Genomic DNA, 20,076 nt, shown 5'->3' with positions numbered 1-20,076 from the left:
CTGACAGCCCCTTCTATCCACGCTATATGCGCCGCAGCAAGTGAGGATGCGGCACAATGACGGGAACGAAACGATCAAGCGAGGGGCTCGACGCCCGCCGCCGCAAGCTCTTGTTCCGCTCCTGGCACCGCGGCATGCGCGAGATGGACCTTATCCTTGGCACCTTCGCCGATGCTGAGATCGGCGCCTTGACCGGCGATGAAATCGACCAATATGAAAAGCTCCTCGATATTCCCGACACCGAGTTCCTGCCCTTGATCACCGGCGAACGTCCTGTTCCCGCCGAAATTGATTGTGCGGTCCTGCAAAAAATCATGGCTTCACGCCGGACAATGACCTTTTGAAGAACGCTTCCATGAGCCTCATTCCCACCATCGGCTTGCCGAAAGGCCGTGCCGGCCAGTTCATCGTCGACGGCGTCGCCGACGGCTATGAAGCCTTCGCGCTGCTGCAGGCGGCGCGCGAGATCGCGCCCGACAAGCCGGTGCTGTTCGTGGCGCGCGACGGGCAGCGCCTGCCGGCAATCACAGAGGCGCTGGCCTTTGCCGCTCCCGGCCTGCCCGTGCTGGAACTGCCCGCCTGGGACTGCCTGCCCTATGACCGCGTCTCGCCCGGCTCGGATGCGGCCGCCCGGCGGCTCGACGCGCTCGCCGCCATGATCGCGCTGGCGAAAAAGCCGCATCGCGCCGTCATTCTCACCACCGCCAATGCGCTGCTCCAGCGCATTCCGCCCGCGGATCTCATCGAGGCGCAGACCTTTCACGCCAAACCTGGCAACCAGATCGATATGAACGCGCTGGTGTCGCGGCTGGAGACATCGGGCTTCGAGCGGGTGCCGACGGTGCGCGGCATCGGCGAGTTCGCCGTGCGCGGCGGTATCCTTGACCTGTTCGCACCTGGCTGGACCGAGGCGCTGAGGCTCGATTTCTTCGGCGATACGCTGGAATCCATCCGCGTCTTCGACGTGGCCACGCAGCGCACCACCGGGCAGCGCAAGTCCATGGCGCTCCAGGCGATGAGCGAGGTGGCGCTGACGCCGGAGACGATCAGCCGCTTCCGCCGCGCCTATATCGAAGCGTTCGGCGCGCCGTCGCGTGACGATGGGCTTTACGCCGCGGTCAGCGAAGGTCGGCGCTTCGCGGGCATGGAACATTGGCTGCCGTTCTTCTACGAGCGGTTGGAGACCGTGTTCGACTATCTGCCGGACACGCCTGTCGTTTTCGACCATCTGGCGCATGAAGCGCTTGCCGAACGCCACACGCTGATCCTCGATCACTACGAGGCGCGCAAAAAGCAGGCCGAAGGTGCGCTGAAGGACGCGGTGCCCTACAAGCCGGTGGCGCCGGACCTGCTTTACCTCTCGCCGGAAAATCTCGTCGCTTCTCTCGGACCGCGCGAAGCGATCGACTTCACCGCCTTCGACGCACCGGATGCGGGAGCAAGAAAGGTCTTCCACGCCGGCTCGCGCCATGGCCGCAGCTTCGCGGAAGAGCGCGCCGACCCCAACGTCAATGTCTTCGACGTGGCGGTGAAGCACATCGCCGACGAACGCGCGGCACGCCGCCGCGTCATTGTCGCCGGCTGGACCGAGGGCTCGCTCGACCGGCTCGGCCAAATTCTCGCCGAACATCGTCTGGGCAATCTTGCGCCGGTGGCGACCTTGGCGGAGGCGGAGAAACTCGAGCCGGGGCAGGCGGCATTGGCCGTGCTGCCGCTGGAATCCGGTTTTGAGACCGAAAGACTGGTCGTCGTAGCCGAACAGGACATTTTGGGCGACCGTCTGATCCGGCGCTCCAAGCGCAAGAAGCGCGCGTCCGACTTCATTGCCGAAGCCTCGGCCCTGTCGGCTGGCGACATCGTCGTCCATGCCGACCACGGCATTGGCCGCTTCATCGGCCTGCGCACAATCGAAGCCGTCGGGGCGCCGCATGATTGCCTGGAAATCCACTATGCCGGCGACGACCGGCTGTTCCTGCCGGTGGAAAACATCGAGCTCCTGTCGCGCTACGGTTCTGACACAGCCGAGGCGACACTCGACAAACTCGGCGGCGGCGCCTGGCAATCGCGCAAGGCGCGGCTGAAGAAACGCCTGCTCGACATGGCCGGGCAGTTGATCCGCATCGCCGCCGAACGGCAGATGCGCGCTGCACCCCCGCTGGTGCCGGCGGAAGGCCTCTATGGCGAGTTCGCCGCGCGCTTCCCCTATGAGGAGACCGATGACCAGCAAACGGCGATCGATTCCGTCAGGGACGATCTGGCGGCCGGCAAGCCGATGGACCGGCTGATCTGCGGCGATGTCGGTTTCGGCAAGACCGAGGTGGCGCTGCGCGCCGCCTTCATCGCGGCGATGGAAGGGTTCCAGGTCGCGGTGGTGGTGCCGACGACGCTGTTGTCCCGCCAGCATTTCAAGACCTTCTCGCAGCGCTTTTCCGGCCTGCCGATCCGCGTCGCCCAGGCATCGCGGCTGGTCGGCGCAAAGGATCTGGCAGAGACCAAGAAGGGCATTGCCGAAGGGACGGTGGATATCGTGGTCGGCACCCACGCGCTGCTCGGCAGCGCGATCTCGTTCAAGAATCTCGGCCTCCTGATCATCGATGAAGAGCAGCATTTTGGCGTCAAGCACAAGGAACGGCTGAAGGACCTGAAGACCGACGTCCACGTGCTGACGCTGTCGGCGACGCCTATCCCGCGCACGCTGCAACTGGCATTGACCGGCGTGCGCGAACTGTCGCTGATCGCCACGCCGCCGGTCGACCGCATGGCGGTGCGCACCTTCATCTCGCCCTTCGATCCGCTGGTTATTCGCGAGACGTTGTTGCGCGAGCGTTATCGCGGCGGCCATTCCTTCTATGTCGTGCCGCGCATCAGCGATCTGGCGGAAATCCATGATTTCCTGAACCAATCCGTGCCGGAACTGAAGGTGGCGGTGGCCCATGGCCAGATGCCGCCAGGCGAACTCGACGACATCATGAACGCCTTCTACGACGGCCAGTACGACGTTCTCTTGTCGACCACCATCGTCGAATCCGGCCTCGACATCCCGACCGCCAACACGCTGATCGTCCATCGCGCCGACATGTTCGGCCTGTCGCAGCTCTATCAGTTGCGCGGCCGTGTCGGGCGCTCGAAGGTGCGCGCCTACGCGCTGTTCACACTGCCGGCCAACCGCAAGCTGACCGACACCGCCGAACGTCGACTGAAAGTGCTGCAGTCGCTCGACACGCTGGGCGCCGGCTTCCAGCTCGCCAGCCACGATCTCGATATCAGAGGCGCAGGCAATCTGCTCGGCGAAGAGCAGTCCGGCCACATCAAGGAAGTCGGCTTCGAGCTCTACCAGCAGATGCTGGAGGAGGCGGTCGCGGAGGTGAAGGATTCCGGCGAGGTGCTGGATGGCGGCTGGTCGCCGCAGATCGCCGTCGGCACGGCGGTGATGATCCCGGAGAGCTATGTGCCGGACCTGCAGCTCAGGCTGGCGCTCTATCGGCGTCTCGGCGACCTCGAGAGCACCGAGGAAATCGATGCTTTCGGCGCCGAGCTGATCGACCGTTTCGGCCCGCTGCCGGAGGAGGTGAAGCATCTGCTCAAGATCGTCTTCATCAAAGCCCTCTGCCGCAAGGCCAATGTCGAGAAGCTCGATGCCGGGCCGAAGGGCGTCGTCATCCATTTCCGCAAGCGCGAATTCCCCAACCCGGTCGGACTGGTCAAGTTCATCGGCGAGCAGGGCTCGCTGGCCAAGATCCGACCCGACCAAAGCGTCGTCTTCACCCGCGACTGGCCAACCGCCGAGAAGCGGCTGGCAGGCTCGGCGGTGGTGATGACGCAACTGGCGCGGCTGGTGGAGAAGGCGGCGTAGCCAGCCCGGCCCATTCGCCAGCGCTGAAATTCCGGTCTAGAATAGGAAATCGGCTTCGTGTATGGAGCCGCCACCCCACATGGGGGCTGGAAATGGCGGGCGAGGGTGCTTGCCGGAAAGAGCGTTGGGTGCAGCGATGACGAAATGGTCGCCGAATTCGTGGAGGGCAAAGCCGATCAAGCAGGTCCCTGCTTATCCGGACCTTGCCGCGCTGAAGAACACGGAGGCCCAGCTCGCCACCTTTCCGCCGCTGGTTTTTGCCGGCGAGGCGCGCAAGCTGAAGAAGCAACTGGCCAGCGTCGCTGCCGGCGAGGCATTCCTGCTCCAGGGCGGCGATTGCGCCGAAAGCTTTGCCGAACATGGCGCGGACAACATCCGCGACTTCTTCCGCGTGTTCCTGCAAATGTCGGTGGTGCTGACCTTCGCCGGTGCGCAGCCGGTGGTGAAGATCGGCCGCGTTGCGGGCCAGTTCGCCAAGCCGCGCTCGTCCGACAACGAGACCAAGGGCGAGGTGACGCTGCCGAGCTATCGCGGCGACATCATCAACGGCATTGAATTCGACGCCAAGTCGCGCATTCCCGATCCTGCCCGCCAGGAGATGGCGTACCGCCAGTCGGCGGCGACGCTCAACCTTCTGCGCGCCTTCGCGCAGGGCGGCTATGCCAGCCTGGAGAATGTGCATCGCTGGATGCTCGGTTTCGTCTCCGACAGCCCGCAGGCCGAAAAATACGAGTCGCTCGCCAATCGCATCACCGAGACGATGGATTTCATGCGCGCGGTCGGCATCACCTCCGAAACCAATTTCGCGCTGCGCGAGACTGATTTCTATACCAGCCACGAGGCGCTGCTGCTCGGCTATGAGGAAGCGCTGACGCGTGTCGATTCCACCTCCGGCGACTGGTACGCGACGTCTGGCCACATGATCTGGATCGGCGACCGCACCCGCCAGCCGGACCATGCGCATGTCGAATATTGCCGCGGCATCAAGAACCCGCTCGGCCTGAAATGCGGCCCGTCGCTGACGCCGGACGGCTTGCTGGAACTGATCGACCTGCTCAACCCCGAGAACGAGCCAGGCAGGCTGACGCTGATCGCGCGCTTCGGTTCCGACAAGGTCGCCGAGCATCTGCCGAAGCTGGTGCGGGCGGTGCAGAAGGAAGGCCGTAGCGTCGTCTGGTCGTCAGACCCGATGCACGGCAACACGATCGAGGCGGCCGGCTACAAGACGCGGCCGTTCGACCGCATCCTGAAGGAGGTGCAGACCTTCTTCGAGGTGCACCGCGCCGAAGGCACGCATCCGGGCGGCATCCATGTCGAGATGACCGGCAAGAACGTGACTGAATGCACTGGCGGTGCCCGCGCCATCACCGCCGAGGAATTGCAGGACCGCTATCACACCCATTGCGACCCGCGCCTCAATGCCGACCAGGCCATCGAACTGGCGTTCCTGGTGTCGGACCTGCTCAAGAAAAGCCACCCTGTGCAACACAAGCAGGTCGCCAACGGCTGAACCTCGTCCAAAGCAGTTCACAGGAAAAGCGCTTCCTGCCGAAAAATCAGTCTTGCTTGTAGAGCAGCCAGCTCTTGCCGGCGCGGCCCGCCATCATCGAATGCCTGGTCACGCGGTTACGTCCGCTGACCTTTGAGCGGTAAAGCGCCCGGTCTGCCTTGCTGTAGAGGTCTTCAGGGCCCTCGGCTTCGGATGCCATGCAGATGCCCATCGAGACGGTGACGGTGCCGTAATTCATGCCGGTCTGGCTGCTGGTGAAAGGCGACTGCTCGATCAGCGCGCGAATGCGTTCGGCGATTTCGTAGGTGGCGTCCTCGCTTGCGCCCTCGACGATCAGCGCGAATTCCTCGCCGCCGGTGCGGGCGACGAACATGTCGGCGCGAATGCTGGTCTGGAATATATCGGCGATGATCTGGAGGATCTTGTCGCCGACGGGATGGCCGTACCTGTCGTTGATGTCCTTGAACCGATCGATGTCGGCGAGGATCAATGCATTGAACAGGATGCCTTTGTTGCTGTTGTAGATCCTGGTGAGTTCCTTGTCGAAGGCGCGACGGTTCCAGATTTGCGTCAGGGGATCGGTGTCGGCCAGGCGCTTGTATTCCTCGAGCTTCGACTTGACGCTTTCCAGTTCCGCGGTCTTGTCGCTGAGCGTCGAGGCAACTTGCCGGCCATGATCGATCGTCGAATTGGTGGCGACCGCCATGGCATTGACGATCTTCTGCAGAACATCCGGCGACAGCAGGCTGTTTCTGCCGAGTCCGCTCGACGTTTCGTTTAGGATCCTGCCGTATTTCTCGATGTGGCTGCGCTCGCTCCTCAGCAGCGAAGCGATGTCCTCGAGTTCGTTGGCGATGACTTCCCTGGCATGCTCGACGATGCCGGAGCCATGGTTCTGGGCAAAGAAGGCGCGTCCGATCCGGTCGAGGTCGTCCTGTGTCGGTCGGCCGCTCAGCGACACGACGGCAAGGCTGAGCTCGCGATTGGATCCGCTCAAGGCCTCGTAGAAGATCTCGTAATTGCGTGGCAGGCCGAGCACGCCGAGCTGGCGCATTGTGGCGAGGACGGTGCTCGCAATATCGGTGCTTCGTTCGCTCTGGGCGGCTGCCGGCTGCATGTTCTGTTCACTCTTCCCCGGGAACACGCTGCGACATTCGCAGGCATCCAATGTCGCCGACCTGGGGAACGCTGGCCATTCCAGTCCATCTTGCGAAGAAGGCGCGTCCCCACTCACGACTTTCGCTTGCGAGGATCATAGATGCAGCAGCGCTAAAGTTTCCTTAATCCGCTGAATCCGGCCTGTTTTTCGCTGATTCCGGCTGGACAGGCCTTTCATCCGTGAACAAACAATTCCCGAGCGTGCCAAATGCATGTCGCATTTTCTTGCGCGCAGCCATCGAAAAGCTGGGATCCTCTCAGCAGCGATTTCTTTTGGGATGGTGCGATGAGTGAAAATCATACGGGATCGTGTCTATGCGGAGCGGTTCGCTTCAGGACACGAGGGCCGTTGCGCGGCGTCATCTATTGCCATTGCTCGCAATGTCGCAAGCAGAGTGGACATTTCTACGCCGCAACCAATGTCCGGGACGCCAATATCGATATCGACGGCGCCGACAACATCACCTGGTATGAGGCGTCCGCCTTCGCCGGGCGCGGTTTTTGCAAGACATGCGGATCGCTGCTTTTCTGGAAACCGCGGGACAACGCCTATGTTTCGGTTCTGGCGGGATCGTTCGATGAACCGACAGGCCTCGAGGGCCAATGCCACATTTTCGTGGGTGACAAGGGCGATTATTATTCGATCGACGACGCGCTGCCTCAATTCGAGAAGTCGACCCCATCGGTGAAGGTCGCCGACGAATGAATTTTGGGCGAGCCAGCTTATTCCATTGATCGGGCCATTGCTTTATCCCGTGCCGGTGATTCGCAAAGGGGTTTGGCATGCAGCGGCTGATCGACGCTTATTTCAACTCGCTGCGGGCGTTCCGCAAGCTGACCGCAACTGAAAAAGCTTTCCAGCAGGAGCTGGCGCTGCTCGCCCTTGCCCTTCCGATCGGCTGGTTCGTTTCGGTGTCGTGGCGCGGCTACGCGCTGCTGATCGGCGCGGTGCTGCTCCTGATCATGGTCGAGGTGCTGAACACCGGCATCGAAGCGGCCTGCGATGCCTTTAGCCGCGAATTCAATGTCGACATCCAGCTGGCCAAGGACTGCGGTTCGCTGGCGGTACTGATCTCCGTGGCGATCGTCGCCGGCGTCTGGGGCATCGCGATCATCGAGCGTATCGTCGGGCTGCCGATCTGAGCTTTCGACCGCCGGCCGGCGGTCAGTTTTCCCTGGCACGTTCCTTTCGGGCGAAATGGCGGGCGATGAGCCAGGCGAGTACGGCCACGGCCAGGCCGATAGCCAGGCCCACCAATATCCGCTCATGGCGAAGCAGCGCCTGGCCGATGAAATGCTCGGCGCCCAACCCGAAGACATAGCCGATGGTGCTGAACAGCACCGCCCAGACCGCCGAGGAAATGGCGTTCAAGACGATGAAGCGGGGTGCTGCGATGTTCGACAGGCCGGCCGCGATGCCACCGACCAGGCGCATGCCATAGACGTAGCGGTTCGACAGCACGAAGATGTTGGGATGGGTGTTGAGCAGACGATAGGCGCGGCGGAAGCCGGGCCGCTTGCGCAACCCGACGACATAGCGATGGTCCGCGAAACTTCTCCCCAGGATGAAGAAGCAGGTGTCGCCGGCGAAGGCCCCAAGCGCTGCCACGACGACAGTCTGCCAGAGGACGAAGATATGCTGATGGGCGAAGAAGCCGCCGAGTATGGCGGCACTCTCGCCCTCGGCGACACAGCCCAGAAAAACGGCGATCAGCCCGTATTGTTCGATGAAATGATGGATCGCGTCGCTCATGACGGCGATTGCTGCGACAGCCTCTCGTCGATCCGCTTGACCAGTTCGGTCAGCCGCACGATCTCGTCGCGCATGCCGATGATCTGGCCGTGGCGCATTTCGTCCAGCTTTTCATGCAGCGCCATGATCTCGATCTCGGCCTTCAGATTGACCTCGTAGTCGTGGGCGGCATCGATGCGGTCGCGCTCGGTCTGGCGGTTCTGCGCCATCATGATCACCGGCGCCTGCAGCGCCGCGACCATGGACAGGACGAGATTGAGGAAGATGAACGGGTAGGGGTCGAAGGCGTCGCGCGCCAGAAGCCAGGCATTGGCTGATGTCCAGACGATCAGGAAGGCAATGAAGCCAAGGATGAACGACCAGGAACCGCCAATGCGGGCGATGCTATCGGCAAGGCGGTCGCCAAAGGTCTGGTGGAAGGCGACGGCCTTGTTGGTGTCCCTCGAGATCGTGGTGCGCTCGAGCGTCGACTGCAGCACCCGGTTCTCCAGGGCACTGAGACCGTCCGGCTTTCGTCTCAGCCAGCGGTTCGCCAGATCGTCGATGGTCTTGTTCATGGCCGTCTCCAAGGGCTTGGCTGGCGATAGAGGTAGAGGCTGCCGGGCCGCGCGGGAAGTGCTAGATTTGATGGGAACCGGAGGGACTTATGGTCGACTTCAAGAAAATTCGCGCTCGCGCCGCAAAGCGCAAGGGCGGCGAGGAGGAACTGGTCTCGCTGCTCGGGCCGATTCCCGACAACGCCGCCGTGGCCGACATCGGCGATGACCGTATCCTGTCGACGATGGCCGAGCGCGTCTTCGCCGCTGGTTTCGTCTGGCGCGTCATCGAGCAGAAATGGCCCGGATTCGAAGAGGTGTTCCTGCGCTTCGAGCCGAAGCGGTTGCTGTTCCAGCCTGACGATTTCTGGCATGAACTGGCATCCGACCAGCGCATCGTGCGCAATCCGCAGAAGATCAAATCCGTTCGCGACAACGCTGCCTTCGTCGAGCGCGTGTCAAAAGAGCATGGCGGCTTCGGCACATTCCTCGCCGAGTGGCCCGCCGACGACCAGGTCGGGCTGATGGCCTATCTCGGCAAGCATGGCAGCCGGCTCGGCGGCAATACCGGCCAGTATTTCCTGCGCTGGCTGGGTTGGGACGCCTTCGTCATTTCGGCCGACATGGCGGCCGCCCTTCGCGATGCCGGGCTCGATATCGCCGAAAGCCCGACGTCGAAGAAGGATCTCGACAAGATCCAGGCCCAGGTCAACCGTTGGGTTGCGGATACCGGCCTGCCGCGCCGGCACATTTCGCGCATCCTGGCGATGTCGATCGGGGAGAACCATTCGCCGCAGGCGCTGCGCGACTATATGGGCAACGACTGATGTCGAAATTGGCCCAAGCAAACGCCATTGCGGGGCGAATTTTGCCGCGCTAAGTCAGCAGCATGACCAAGAAGCCCGACATACTGCGCATCGCCGTTGCCCAGCTCAATCCGACAGTCGGCGACGTCGCCGGCAATCTCGCCAAGGCCCGCGAGGCGAGGGCGGATGCCGCGCGTCAAGGCGCCGATCTCGTGCTCTACACCGAGCTTTTCCTCGCCGGCTATCCGCCTGAGGATCTGGTGCTGAAGCCCGCCTTCCTGAAGGCCTGCGAGCGGGCCGCGCAGGAGATTGCCGCCGACACCGCCGATGGCGGTCCCGGCGTCATCATCGGCACGCCGCTAAAGCGCAAGACCGGCACCCACAACTCGATCGTCTTCGCCGATGGCGGCAAGATCATCGCCGAGCGCTATAAGCTCGATCTGCCGAATTATGGCGAGTTCGACGAGAAGCGCGTCTTCCAGGCCGGACCGGAGATCCAGGGGCCCGTCAATTTCCGCGGCGTGCGTCTGGGAATCCCGATCTGCGAGGACATCTGGGGCGACATCGGCGTCTGCGAGACGCTGGCCGAGAGCGGCGCGGAAATCCTGCTGGTGCCGAACGGCTCGCCCTATTACCGCGCCAAGATCGATGTGCGCCACCAGGTCGTCATCCGCCAGGTCATCGAATGCGGGCTGCCGATGATCTATGCAAACCAGCTCGGCGGCCAGGACGAGCTGATCTTCGACGGCGCGTCGTTTGCCATAGGTGCCGACAAGCGGCTTGCTTTCCAGATGAGCCAGTTCGAGGAGGCGGTCGACATCACCACCTGGAGGAGACAAGGCGAAAACTGGGTCTGTTCGGAAGGACCGATGTCGAAGATCCCCGAACGGGAGGAGGCCGACTACCGCGCCTGCATGCTGGGCTTGCGCGACTACGTCAACAAGAACGGTTTCAAGAACGTCGTGCTCGGCCTGTCGGGCGGCATCGATTCGGCCATCTGCGCGGCCCTTGCCGTCGATGCGCTGGGCGAGGAGCGGCTGCGCGCGGTGATGATGCCTTACCGCTATACGTCGAAGGATTCGCTCAAGGATGCTGAAGACTGTGCCCGCGCACTCGGCTGCCGCTATGACATCGTGCCGATCTTCGAGCCGGTCGAAGGTTTCCTTCATGCGCTGACGCAGCTTTTCGAAGGCACCAAGGAAGGCATCACCGAGGAGAACTTGCAGAGCCGCGCGCGCGGCACCATCCTGATGGCGATTTCCAACAAATTCGGCTCGATGGTGGTTACGACAGGCAATAAGAGCGAGATGTCGGTCGGCTATGCCACGCTCTATGGCGACATGAATGGGGGCTTCAATCCGATCAAGGACCTGTACAAGATGCAGGTCTATGCACTGTCGCGCTGGCGCAACAGCCATGTGCCGCCGGGCGCGCTCGGACCGTCGGGCGAGGTGATCCCGAAGAACATCATCGACAAGGCGCCGTCGGCGGAACTGCGCGAGAACCAGACCGATCAGGATTCGCTGCCGCCCTATCCGGTGCTGGACGACATCCTCGAATGCCTGGTCGAGAACGAGATGGGCGTCGACGACATCGTCGCGCGCGGCCATGACCGGGCGACGGTGACGCGCATCGAGCACCTGCTCTACGTCGCCGAATACAAACGCCGGCAGGCGGCGCCCGGCGTGAAGATCACCAGGAAGAATTTCGGCCGCGACCGTCGCTATCCCATCACCAACCGGTTCAGGGACCGCGGCTAGACACCGTTCCGGCCGAAAATTCGCGTCATGCCGCAGGCGAGGGTAGCGATGCCCGAGTGTGAAATCAGCTTCGACCTGTCACGGATCGACTTCAGGGCGACATCCGACCTGTTGATGGCAAGCTATTGGGGCGGCGGGCGCAGTGACGAGACCCACCGCCGCGCCTTCGCGAATTCGCTCTGCGTCGGCGCTTATGTCGAAGGTAAACAGGTCGGCTTCGGCCGGGCGATCACCGACCGCACAGTGTTTGCCTATCTGGCCGATATCATCGTCTGGCCGCAGCATCGCGGGCAGGGCATCGGCTCGCGGCTGGTGCAGGCGCTGATCGATCACCCCGAGCTCGGTAGCGTTTCGCACTGGAGCCTGTCGACCAGCGACGCGCATGGGGTTTATGAAAGACTGGGATTCAAGGCATCGACCGATGGCCGGTACATGCGCCTCGATCGTAAGCCGATCCGCTGACCAAGCGCCATTGCCGTTGTTGCAAATTTATCCCAGTGCTTGGACCAGATGCCGTTTTGGCGACTGCCAGCCTTGGCGATGCGATGAGGCATCTCTATAAGGACCTCTCCGCGATTCCCTTTAGGGAGGACCGAATGCCAGGATTTGACATCGTTATGCGAGGCCGCGAAGCCTAGGTCCCGACCGGCGCGCCGCAGGGTTTTCACCCTCGGAACGAAGCCGGATCGAGAACAGGCCTTTGCCGATGCCGGTCGCCGCCTTCGGGCAAGCGGCCATTCATAACCGAACCTCCGCATTCCCGGGCATTGAGCCCCTTGCGCGGTTTTTTCATTTTCGACCTTACCGGGATCGGGCTTTTTGCGCCCGAATGACATCATGGCTCGTTTTCGAATCGATTTGCGCGCGAGCGCCTTTCGCAGCGTTCTTGGCTTTACTTTCACCCATTGGCGGCGCCAGCCCTGGCGGCTTTCGCTGATCATGGCTGGTTTCCTGCTGTCGACGCTGGCCGATGTGCTGACGCCGCTCTATTCCGGCCGGCTGGTCGATGCCGTCGCCAGCAGCGCCGGCGCCGACGAGATCGCCTGGAATGCCGCGATGACCGCGTTTTCCATGCTGATGGCGTTGGCGCTGGCAGGTGTCGTCCTGCGCAATCTGGCCTTCATGGGTATCGTCGAACTGACGCTGAAGATGATGGCCGACATCGCCGCCGACGCCTTCCATCGTGTCCAGCGCTTTTCCACCGACTGGCACGCCAACAGCTTCGCCGGATCGACCGTGCGCAAGGTGACGCGCGGCATGTGGGCGTTGGACCTGCTCAACGACACGATCCTGATCGCGCTGCTGCCGTCGATCGTCATGCTCGTCGGCTCGACGCTGCTGCTGGGCTGGTTCTGGCCGCTGATGGGAGCGGTTGTCGCCGCCGGCTCGGTGCTGTTCATCGCTGTCACGGCGATGCTGTCGCTTGGTTATGTCGCGCCGGCGGCCAGGCTCGCCAACACCTGGGACACGCGCCTTGGCGGCTCGCTGGCCGACGCGGTGAGCTGCAACGCCGTGGTCAAGGGGTTTGGCGCCGAGGAGCGCGAGGAGAACCGGCTTGCGAAGGTCGTCGCCAAATGGCGTGCCCGCACGCGGCGCACCTGGGTGCGCGGCACCATCAACGGTACCACGCAAGGGGTGCTGCTGCTGGTGATGAGAGCGGCGGTCATCGGCCTGGCGCTGATGCTGTGGTCGTGGGGGCAGGCAACGGCCGGCGACGTCGCCTTCGTGCTGACTTCTTTCTTCGTCCTGCAAGGCTATCTCAGGGATATCGGAACGCATATCCGCAACCTGCAGCGCTCGATCAACGACATGGAGGAACTGGTCGATTTCCAGTCCGAACCGCTCGGCATCGAGGATCGGCCCGGCGCCGGACCGATCCGCATCACGCAAGGGGGCATCGCCTTCGACGACGTCACCTTCCATTATGGCAGTCACCGTTCGCCGCTCTATCGCGATTTCTCGGTCGATATCGCGCCGGGCGAGCGGGTCGGGCTGGTCGGCCATTCCGGGTCGGGCAAGACGACTTTCGTCAAGCTGATCCAGAGGCTCTATGACGTGAACGCCGGCCGGATCCTGATCGACGGCCAGGACATTTCGGAGGTGACGCAGGCGTCGCTGCGCGCGCAGATCGCCATCGTGCAGCAGGAGCCGATCCTGTTCCACCGCTCTCTGGCCGAAAACATCGCCTATGCCCGGCCCGGCGCCACGCAGGCCGAGATCGAGCACGCGGCAAAGCTGGCGAGCGCGCACGACTTCATCGTCAACCTGCCGAAGGGCTACGGCACGCTCGTCGGCGAGCGCGGCGTGAAGCTGTCGGGCGGCGAGCGCCAGCGCGTGGCGATCGCACGCGCGTTCCTCGCCGATGCGCGCATCCTGATCCTGGACGAGGCGACGTCGAGCCTCGATTCAGAATCGGAGGTGCTGATCCAGCAGGCGATGGAGCGGCTGATGGTCGGCCGCACCACGCTGGTCATCGCGCACCGGCTTTCGACGGTGCGGGCGCTCGACAGGCTATTGGTCTTCGATCGCGGCAAGATCGCCGAGGAAGGCTCGCATGACGCGCTGATCCGGCTGCCGGGCGGCATCTACCGCCGCCTGTTCGAGCGCCAGGCGCTCGAATTGACCAAGGGACTTGTCACCTGATCGGGGATGGCCTCCGGCTCTGGCCCGGAGGCCATCCCATCAGGCGCCGGCGGCCTGACGGGCGGGCGGCGCGGGACATGCGATTACTGGCGGAGCCGCGTCCGCCAAGTCTTTTCATTGCTTGCGCCATGTTCTATGTCTGCGGCACGGCACGGGGGCGCGTCTTGTCAATCACAAAAGCATCCGGTACGCCCCGCTCATGACAGTTACCGTTCGTTTCGCCCCTTCGCCGACAGGCCGCATCCATATCGGCAATGCGCGCACCGCCCTGTTCAACTGGCTGTTCGCCATGAACCATAAGGGGCGCTTCATCCAGCGCTTCGACGACACCGATGTCGCGCGCTCGAAGCAGGAATTTTCCGACGCCATCCTTTACGACCTGCATTGGCTTGGCATCTTTCCCGACACCACCGAATACCAGTCGCGTCGCTTCGAGATCTATGACGCGGCGGTCGAGCGGCTGAAGGCGGCGGGCGTTCTCTATGCCTGCTATGAAACGCCGGAGGAGCTCGACCTCAGGCGCAAGGTGCGCCGTACGCGCGGCCTGCCGCCGGTCTATGGCCGCGAGGCGCTGACGCTGACGTCGGAACAGATCGCCGAATATCAGGCCGATGGCCGCCGGCCGCACTGGCGCTTCATGCTGCCCAATTTCACCGGCGATCCGCAGCAGCCGGAGCGCACCGAAATCCATTGGAATGACCTGGTGCGCGGGCAGGAAACCGTCGATCTCGCTTCGCTGTCGGACCCGGTGCTGGTGCGCGAGGACGGCACCTATCTCTATACGCTGCCATCCGTCGTCGACGATATCGAGATGGGCGTCAGCCATGTCATCCGCGGCGACGACCACGTCACCAACACCGGCGTGCAGATCGCGCTGTTCCGGGCGCTGGGTGCCGAGCCGCCGGAATTCGGCCACCACAATCTGCTGACCACCGTTTCGGGCGAGGGGCTGTCGAAGCGCACCGGCGCACTCTCCATCGAAAGCCTGCGCGAGGACGGCATCGAGCCGATGGCGGTCGCATCGCTGGCCGTGCTCGTCGGCACGTCGGAGAATGTCGCCGCCGCGCACGACCTGACCGAACTCGCCAGCCGTTTCGACCCGGCGGCGACCTCGAAGTCGGCGGCAAAGTTCGACCCGGACGAGCTTTTCGTGCTCAACCGGACGCTGCTGCACCAAATGCCGTTCTCCGAAGCGCAGAATCGGCTGGTGGTGCTCGGCATATCGGGCGAGCAGGCGGAACCGTTCTGGCTGGCTGTGCGCGGCAATCTCGACAGGCTGGCCGATGCTGTCGGCTGGTGGCGCATCCTGCGCGAAGGGCCGCAGGAGAAGCCGGAATTTTCCGACGCCGATCGAGATTTTCTTCACCAGGCCATCGATCTGCTGCCCGAGGAGCCTTGGAACGGGACCGTCTGGAAGGACTGGACGGCCAAGATCAGGGAAGCGACCGGCCGCAAGGGCAAGGCGCTGTTCATGCCGCTGAGGCTCGCCCTTACCGGACTGACTTCGGGCCCGGAGCTTGCAGATCTATTGCCGCTGATGGGTCGGGAAGGAACGTTGGCCCGACGACCCTGACCTTCCGCTGTTCCGGCGGCAACACCGAGACCGGCGATGTGACCGGTTTGACCGCAAGCCGCTTGATGGCGTCGCGGTCCAGCCCGCCTGCGGCGTTTGCCAGCGTCTCGGGATCGGCACCTGGATCGGGTTTGGAGGCAGGCACCGGAATGAACGGGGCGCCCTCCGTTTGCGGCCGCGACTGTTGCTGGCTTGGCGGATTGCCGCCGATGATCTGGAAGTTCTGCGCGGCGTTGCAGCCGCAGGCCGGCGGCCGCGACAGGTTGGGCTGCTTGTAAAGATAGGCCGTCGGCAGTTCGCTGTAGGGTCGGCCGGTGACCGACGATGTCATGTCGGCTGAATCGTCGCCCATGCCGCGCGAATAGAAGACCTGGATCTCGGTGCCGGGACAACTCGATTCGCAGTTCTTCTGGTCGCGCTCGAAATCGCCGACCGAGGCGGCATTCGACATCGGGAAGAAGTAGCCGTCGCAGGTGCGCACGCAGGTGGTACGGAACTCGCCGCCGACGCCCGGAAAATCCGGTATGCCGGACCGGCCCGGCACGCGGCGGATATTGCGCTCCTCGTCGGGATCGTCAGACTGGTCGAGCGTATCGAGCCGGCGTGTGTCGCCGCCGAACAGCTGGTCGAACAGATTGCCGTTGCCTTGTTCCCGTTTCGCTTCGCGCAAGAGTTCGCGGCGGGGCGCCACCGCGTCCTCGCGGCAGCCATTGGTGTCGAGCGCGGCCAGGATGCGTGCGCGATCGCGCCGCGAACCGCCGCCGGCGAGGCGGGCGCGCTTGGCCTGCAAGCTATCGAGATTGGCGTTCATGCGCTCGATGGTGGCGTTGAACCCAGCGCATTGGCTGACATTGCGGCTGAATAGAGAGAAGCCGCAGCCGGCGCTGCTGGACTGGCCGCGCGCCTTTGAAATCTGCTCGCGTTGCCGGTCGATCGCGGCGTCATATTTCCGGATCAGGGCCGGACCGCCACTGCCGCGCGAGGTCGCGGCAAGATCGGTCTCGAGCTGGCGGCAGACACGCGAGGCGGCCTGCGGCTCGGAGACGGCGGCGCCCGAAAGCAGCAGGCCAAGCAGCACGGCGAGATGCGCCTGCTTCCACCCTTTGCCCATCATCCGCCGAAACCCTGCTTGGTTGTTCGCCGCACGCTACGTGCTCGTGGTTAAACCGCAGTTTACCCCCGAATTGGTGTTCAGCCCAGATCGACGACAGCTTGCGCCTTGTGGGCGGCCTCGACCACCGCCAGCGCTGTCATGTTGACGACGCCGCGCGAAGTCACCGAGGGCGTCAGGATATGCGCCGGCTTGTCGGTGCCGAGCAGGATCGGGCCGACATGCAGGGCATCCATCATGGTCCTGAGCGCTGTCAGCGTGATGTTGGCGGAATCGAGGTTGGGGAACACCAGGAGATTGGCTTCGCCCTTCAGACGCGAATGCGGATAGACGCGCTGGCGCAGATGTTCCGACAGCGCGGAATCGGCATGCATCTCGCCGTCGCATTGCAGCTCGGGCGCGATGCGCGCCAGGATCGCCGCCGCCTGCCGCATCTTGAGCGCACTCGGCGAATCGCGCGAGCCGAAATCCGAATGCGACAGCAGCGCCGCCTTGGGCTCGATGCCGAAGCGCTGGATCTCCTCGGCCGCCAGCACGGTCATTTCGGCGATCTCGTCGGCGGTGGGGTCGACAGAAACATGGGTGTCGGTCAGGAAGATGATGCCGCGTTGCGAGATCAGCATGGACAGCGTCGACAGATCCCGGTCCTTGATGCCGGTTCGTGGCCCGATGATCAGCGTGACGTTGCGCAGGTGCCGCTCGAAACGCCCTTCGAGGCCGCAGACCATGGCGTCGGCGTCGCCGCGCTTCAATGCGAGGGCCGCGATCACCGTGTTGTCGGTGCGCACCATGGTGCGCGCGGCCTCCGTCGTCACGCCGCGCCGGCCGGCCAGCTCGATCAGGAGGTCGACGTAATGGCGGTAGCGCGGATCGTCCTCCGGGTTGATCAGGCCGAAGTCGACGCCGGGCTTGATGCGCAGTCCGTAGCGCTTCAATCGCACCTCGATGACGTGCGGACGGCCGATCAGGATCGGCTCGGCGATGCCTTCCTCCAAAACCACCTGCGCGGCGCGCAGCACGCGCTCGTCCTCGCCGTCGGCATAGATGACGCGCTTGGCGCTCGACGCCTTGGCCGACGAGAACACCGGCTTCATCACCAGGCCGGAGCGGAAGACGAAGCGGTTGAGCTTGTCGATATAGGCGGAGAAGTCGCTGATCGGCCTTGTCGCGACACCGGTGTCGCAGGCCGCCTTGGCGACGGCCGGGGCGATGCGCAGGATGAGCCGCGGATCGAAGGGCGAGGGGATCAGGAATTCGGGTCCGAACACCGGCGTCTCGCCGGAATAGGCGCGCGCGGCGACATCCGAAGGTTCTTCGCGGGCAAGGGCGGCGATGGCCCGCACCGCGGCCATCTTCATCTCCTCATTGATGGCGCTGGCGCCACAGTCCAGCGCGCCGCGGAAGATGTAAGGAAAACACAGTACGTTGTTGACCTGATTTGGAAAATCGGACCGGCCCGTGCAGATCATCGCGTCGGGGCGCGCCGCCCGCGCCACTTCCGGCATGATTTCCGGATTGGGATTGGCCAGCGCCAGGATCAAAGGCTTCGGCGCCATGTGCTGGAGCAATTCCGGTTTCAGCACGCCGGCGGCCGAAAGCCCGAGGAACACGTCGGCGCCCGATATGACGTCGGCCAGCGTGCGTGCCTCCGTGTCCTTCACATAAGGATCTTTCCAGCGGTCCATCTCGTCGGTGCGGCCCTTGTAGGCAACGCCGAACCGGTCGGTGACCCAGATGTTCTCGACCTTGGCGCCGAGCGAGACCAGCAGGTTGAGGCAGGCCAATGCCGCCGCGCCGGCGCCCGAAGTGACGATCTTGATGTCGGCAATGGTTTTGCCGGCGAATTCCAGGCCGTTGAGCACTGCGGCGGCGACGATGATGGCGGTGCCGTGCTGGTCGTCATGGAAAACCGGTATGCCCATCCGGGCCTTCAGTCGCTCTTCGACCTCGAAGCATTCCGGCGCCTTGATGTCCTCGAGGTTGATGCCGCCGAAGGTCGGTTCCAGCGCCGCCACCGTTTCGACCATGCGCTCGATCTCGGGCGCGTCGATCTCGATGTCGAAGACGTCGATGCCGGCGAATTTCTTGAACAGGACCGCCTTGCCTTCCATGACCGGCTTCGAAGCGAGCGGGCCGATATTGCCCAGGCCGAGCACGGCCGAGCCGTTGGAAACGACGCCGACCAGATTGGCGCGCGCCGTGTAGTCGGCCGCGGTCGCCGGATCGTCGCGGATTTCGAGGCAAGGGGCCGCCACGCCCGGCGAATAGGCGAGCGCCAGGTCGCGCTGGTTGCCGAGCGGCTTGGTGGCCTGGATTTCGAGCTTGCCCGGCGTCGGGTGCTTGTGGAAGTAGAGCGCGGCTTCGTCGAGGTCCGAACGTGCCGTTTTCTTGCTCTCGCCGTTCATTCCGGGCCTCCCTGCGATCCTGCGTGCCGCCTTCTTAGCATGCGGCCAAGGTTTTTCGCGACGCCAAATGACGCAATCGCCATTCACGTTGACGAAGCAGGGATAATCAATCTGTTTCAACAGCTTGGCGGAATTCCTTCGACGCCGGCGCTACCGGGTCTCAGAAGGCGCTGACATAGAGGCCGCCGTCCACCGGTATGTTCTGGCTGGTCAGGTAGCCGGCATGGACCGAGCACAGGAAGGCACAGATCTGGCCGAATTCCTCCGGCGTGCCGAGCCGCTTGGCCGGCACGTCGGCACTGATGCGCGCCTTGCGGGCGGCTGCCGCGGCCGGGTCTTCAACGCTGCCGGCCTCGTGCGGACCGCGCAGCCGGTCGGTATCCAGCTTGCCGGGCAGCAGGCTATTGATGGTCACGTTGCGGTCGACCACCGTGCGCGCCACGCCGGCAAGAAAGGAGGTCAGGCCGGCGCGCGCGCCGGACGACAGATCAAGGCCGGGGATGGGGACATAGACCGATAGCGAAGTGATGTTGACGATGCGGCCGAAACCGCGCACGGCCATGCCGTCGATCACTGCCTGCACCAGCTCGATCGGCGTCACCATGTTCTGGGTCACGCCTTCGAGCATCTTGGCACGATCGAGCTCGCGGAAATCGCGCAGCGGCGGGCCGCCATTATTGTTGACCAGTATGTCGGGTTCGGGGCAAGCGGCGAGAAGCGCCTTCTGCACCTCGGGCTTCGATACGTCGCCGACGACTTCCGTGACGGTCACGCCGTAACGCTCGCGCAGCTCCGCAGCGGTTTTGGCCACCAGCTCGGCGTTGCGCCCGTTGACGACGACGTCGCAACCAGCCTCGGCCAGCGCCATGGCGCAGCCTTTTCCGAGCCCCTTGCTCGAAGCGCAGACGATGGCCTTCTTTCCGCGGATGCCGAGATCCATGACGATTTCTCCTGTGATTCGCCGGCAG

General features: G+C 63.8%; 16 protein-coding genes. 10 read left to right on the top strand and 6 right to left on the bottom strand.

Features of this window, described 5'->3' with window-relative positions; genetic code table 11:
* Positions 1–56: 56 nt before the first annotated feature.
* The 3 genes from FJ949_RS21705 (at position 57) to FJ949_RS21695 (ending at position 5,363) form a co-directional block, all read left to right on the top strand.
* Entirely contained in the window at positions 57–344 is a 288-nt protein-coding gene (locus tag FJ949_RS21705; protein WP_140498959.1) for a succinate dehydrogenase assembly factor 2, read from the top strand.
* 11 nt (positions 345–355) lie between these two features.
* The gene (gene mfd, locus FJ949_RS21700) at positions 356–3,853 is read left to right on the top strand and encodes a transcription-repair coupling factor (protein ID WP_140498957.1); all 3,498 of its coding nucleotides are present in this window, start codon (positions 356–358) and stop codon (positions 3,851–3,853) included.
* Between the two features lie 136 nt (positions 3,854–3,989).
* Positions 3,990–5,363 (top strand): 3-deoxy-7-phosphoheptulonate synthase class II, encoded by a 1,374-nt coding sequence (locus FJ949_RS21695; protein ID WP_140498994.1) that lies wholly within the window; start codon positions 3,990–3,992, stop codon positions 5,361–5,363.
* Positions 5,364–5,409: 46 nt separating this feature from the next.
* On the opposite strand, the gene FJ949_RS21690 is transcribed toward FJ949_RS21695, so the two are convergent.
* Entirely contained in the window at positions 5,410–6,480 is a 1,071-nt protein-coding gene (locus FJ949_RS21690) for a diguanylate cyclase (protein WP_140498955.1), read from the bottom strand.
* Between the two features lie 327 nt (positions 6,481–6,807).
* Here FJ949_RS21690 and FJ949_RS21685 point away from each other — a divergent pair, with 327 nt between their 5' ends.
* A complete protein-coding gene (locus FJ949_RS21685; RefSeq protein WP_140498953.1) occupies positions 6,808–7,227 on the top strand; it encodes a GFA family protein in 420 nt (139 codons plus the stop codon).
* Positions 7,228–7,304: 77 nt separating this feature from the next.
* Positions 7,305–7,664 (top strand): diacylglycerol kinase, encoded by a 360-nt coding sequence (locus FJ949_RS21680; protein WP_140498951.1) that lies wholly within the window; start codon positions 7,305–7,307, stop codon positions 7,662–7,664.
* Positions 7,665–7,686: 22 nt separating this feature from the next.
* Here FJ949_RS21680 and FJ949_RS21675 read toward each other — a convergent pair whose 3' ends face one another.
* Both FJ949_RS21675 and FJ949_RS21670 read right to left on the bottom strand, forming a co-directional pair.
* Positions 7,687–8,274 (bottom strand): DedA family protein, encoded by a 588-nt coding sequence (locus FJ949_RS21675; RefSeq protein ID WP_140498949.1) that lies wholly within the window; start codon positions 8,272–8,274, stop codon positions 7,687–7,689.
* Complete coding sequence (locus tag FJ949_RS21670) at positions 8,271–8,831, bottom strand: DUF1003 domain-containing protein (protein WP_140498947.1); 561 nt, start codon at positions 8,829–8,831, stop codon at positions 8,271–8,273. The genes FJ949_RS21675 and FJ949_RS21670 overlap by 4 nt, the downstream gene beginning before the upstream one ends.
* A gap of 89 nt (positions 8,832–8,920) precedes the next feature.
* Here FJ949_RS21670 and FJ949_RS21665 point away from each other — a divergent pair, with 89 nt between their 5' ends.
* From FJ949_RS21665 to gltX, 5 genes are all read left to right on the top strand, one after another.
* Positions 8,921–9,637: a DNA-3-methyladenine glycosylase I gene (locus FJ949_RS21665; protein ID WP_140498945.1), complete on the top strand. Its 717-nt coding sequence runs from the start codon at positions 8,921–8,923 to the stop codon at positions 9,635–9,637.
* Positions 9,638–9,699: 62 nt separating this feature from the next.
* A complete protein-coding gene (locus tag FJ949_RS21660; RefSeq protein ID WP_140498943.1) occupies positions 9,700–11,376 on the top strand; it encodes an NAD+ synthase in 1,677 nt (558 codons plus the stop codon).
* A 48-nt stretch (positions 11,377–11,424) separates the two neighbouring features.
* On the top strand, positions 11,425–11,838 hold the full coding sequence (locus FJ949_RS21655) for a GNAT family N-acetyltransferase (RefSeq protein WP_140498941.1): 414 nt from the start codon (positions 11,425–11,427) through the stop codon (positions 11,836–11,838).
* Between the two features lie 375 nt (positions 11,839–12,213).
* Positions 12,214–14,019, top strand: a complete 1,806-nt coding sequence (locus tag FJ949_RS21650) for an ABC transporter ATP-binding protein (protein WP_140498939.1) — start codon at positions 12,214–12,216, stop codon at positions 14,017–14,019.
* A gap of 199 nt (positions 14,020–14,218) precedes the next feature.
* Complete coding sequence (gene gltX, locus FJ949_RS21645; RefSeq protein WP_140498937.1) at positions 14,219–15,592, top strand: glutamate--tRNA ligase; 1,374 nt, start codon at positions 14,219–14,221, stop codon at positions 15,590–15,592.
* Here the strand turns inward: gltX and FJ949_RS21640 are convergent.
* From FJ949_RS21640 to FJ949_RS21630, 3 genes are all read right to left on the bottom strand, one after another.
* Positions 15,510–16,706, bottom strand: coding sequence for a DUF2865 domain-containing protein (locus tag FJ949_RS21640; RefSeq protein ID WP_140498935.1), 1,197 nt, complete (start codon positions 16,704–16,706; stop codon positions 15,510–15,512). The two genes, gltX and FJ949_RS21640, sit on opposite strands and share 83 nt — an antisense overlap.
* Positions 16,707–16,783: 77 nt before the next feature.
* Positions 16,784–19,108, bottom strand: a complete 2,325-nt coding sequence (locus tag FJ949_RS21635) for an NADP-dependent malic enzyme (protein WP_140498933.1) — start codon at positions 19,106–19,108, stop codon at positions 16,784–16,786.
* 160 nt (positions 19,109–19,268) lie between these two features.
* Positions 19,269–20,048, bottom strand: a complete 780-nt coding sequence (locus FJ949_RS21630; protein ID WP_140498931.1) for an SDR family oxidoreductase — start codon at positions 20,046–20,048, stop codon at positions 19,269–19,271.
* Positions 20,049–20,076 lie beyond the last annotated feature (28 nt).

This window comes from Mesorhizobium sp. B2-4-1, assembly GCF_006442185.1.
In the GTDB taxonomy this organism is placed as follows: Bacteria; Pseudomonadota; Alphaproteobacteria; order Rhizobiales; family Rhizobiaceae; genus Mesorhizobium.
Note: the sequence above shows the minus strand (reverse complement) of the source record. Positions and strands in the feature narration are given on the sequence as shown.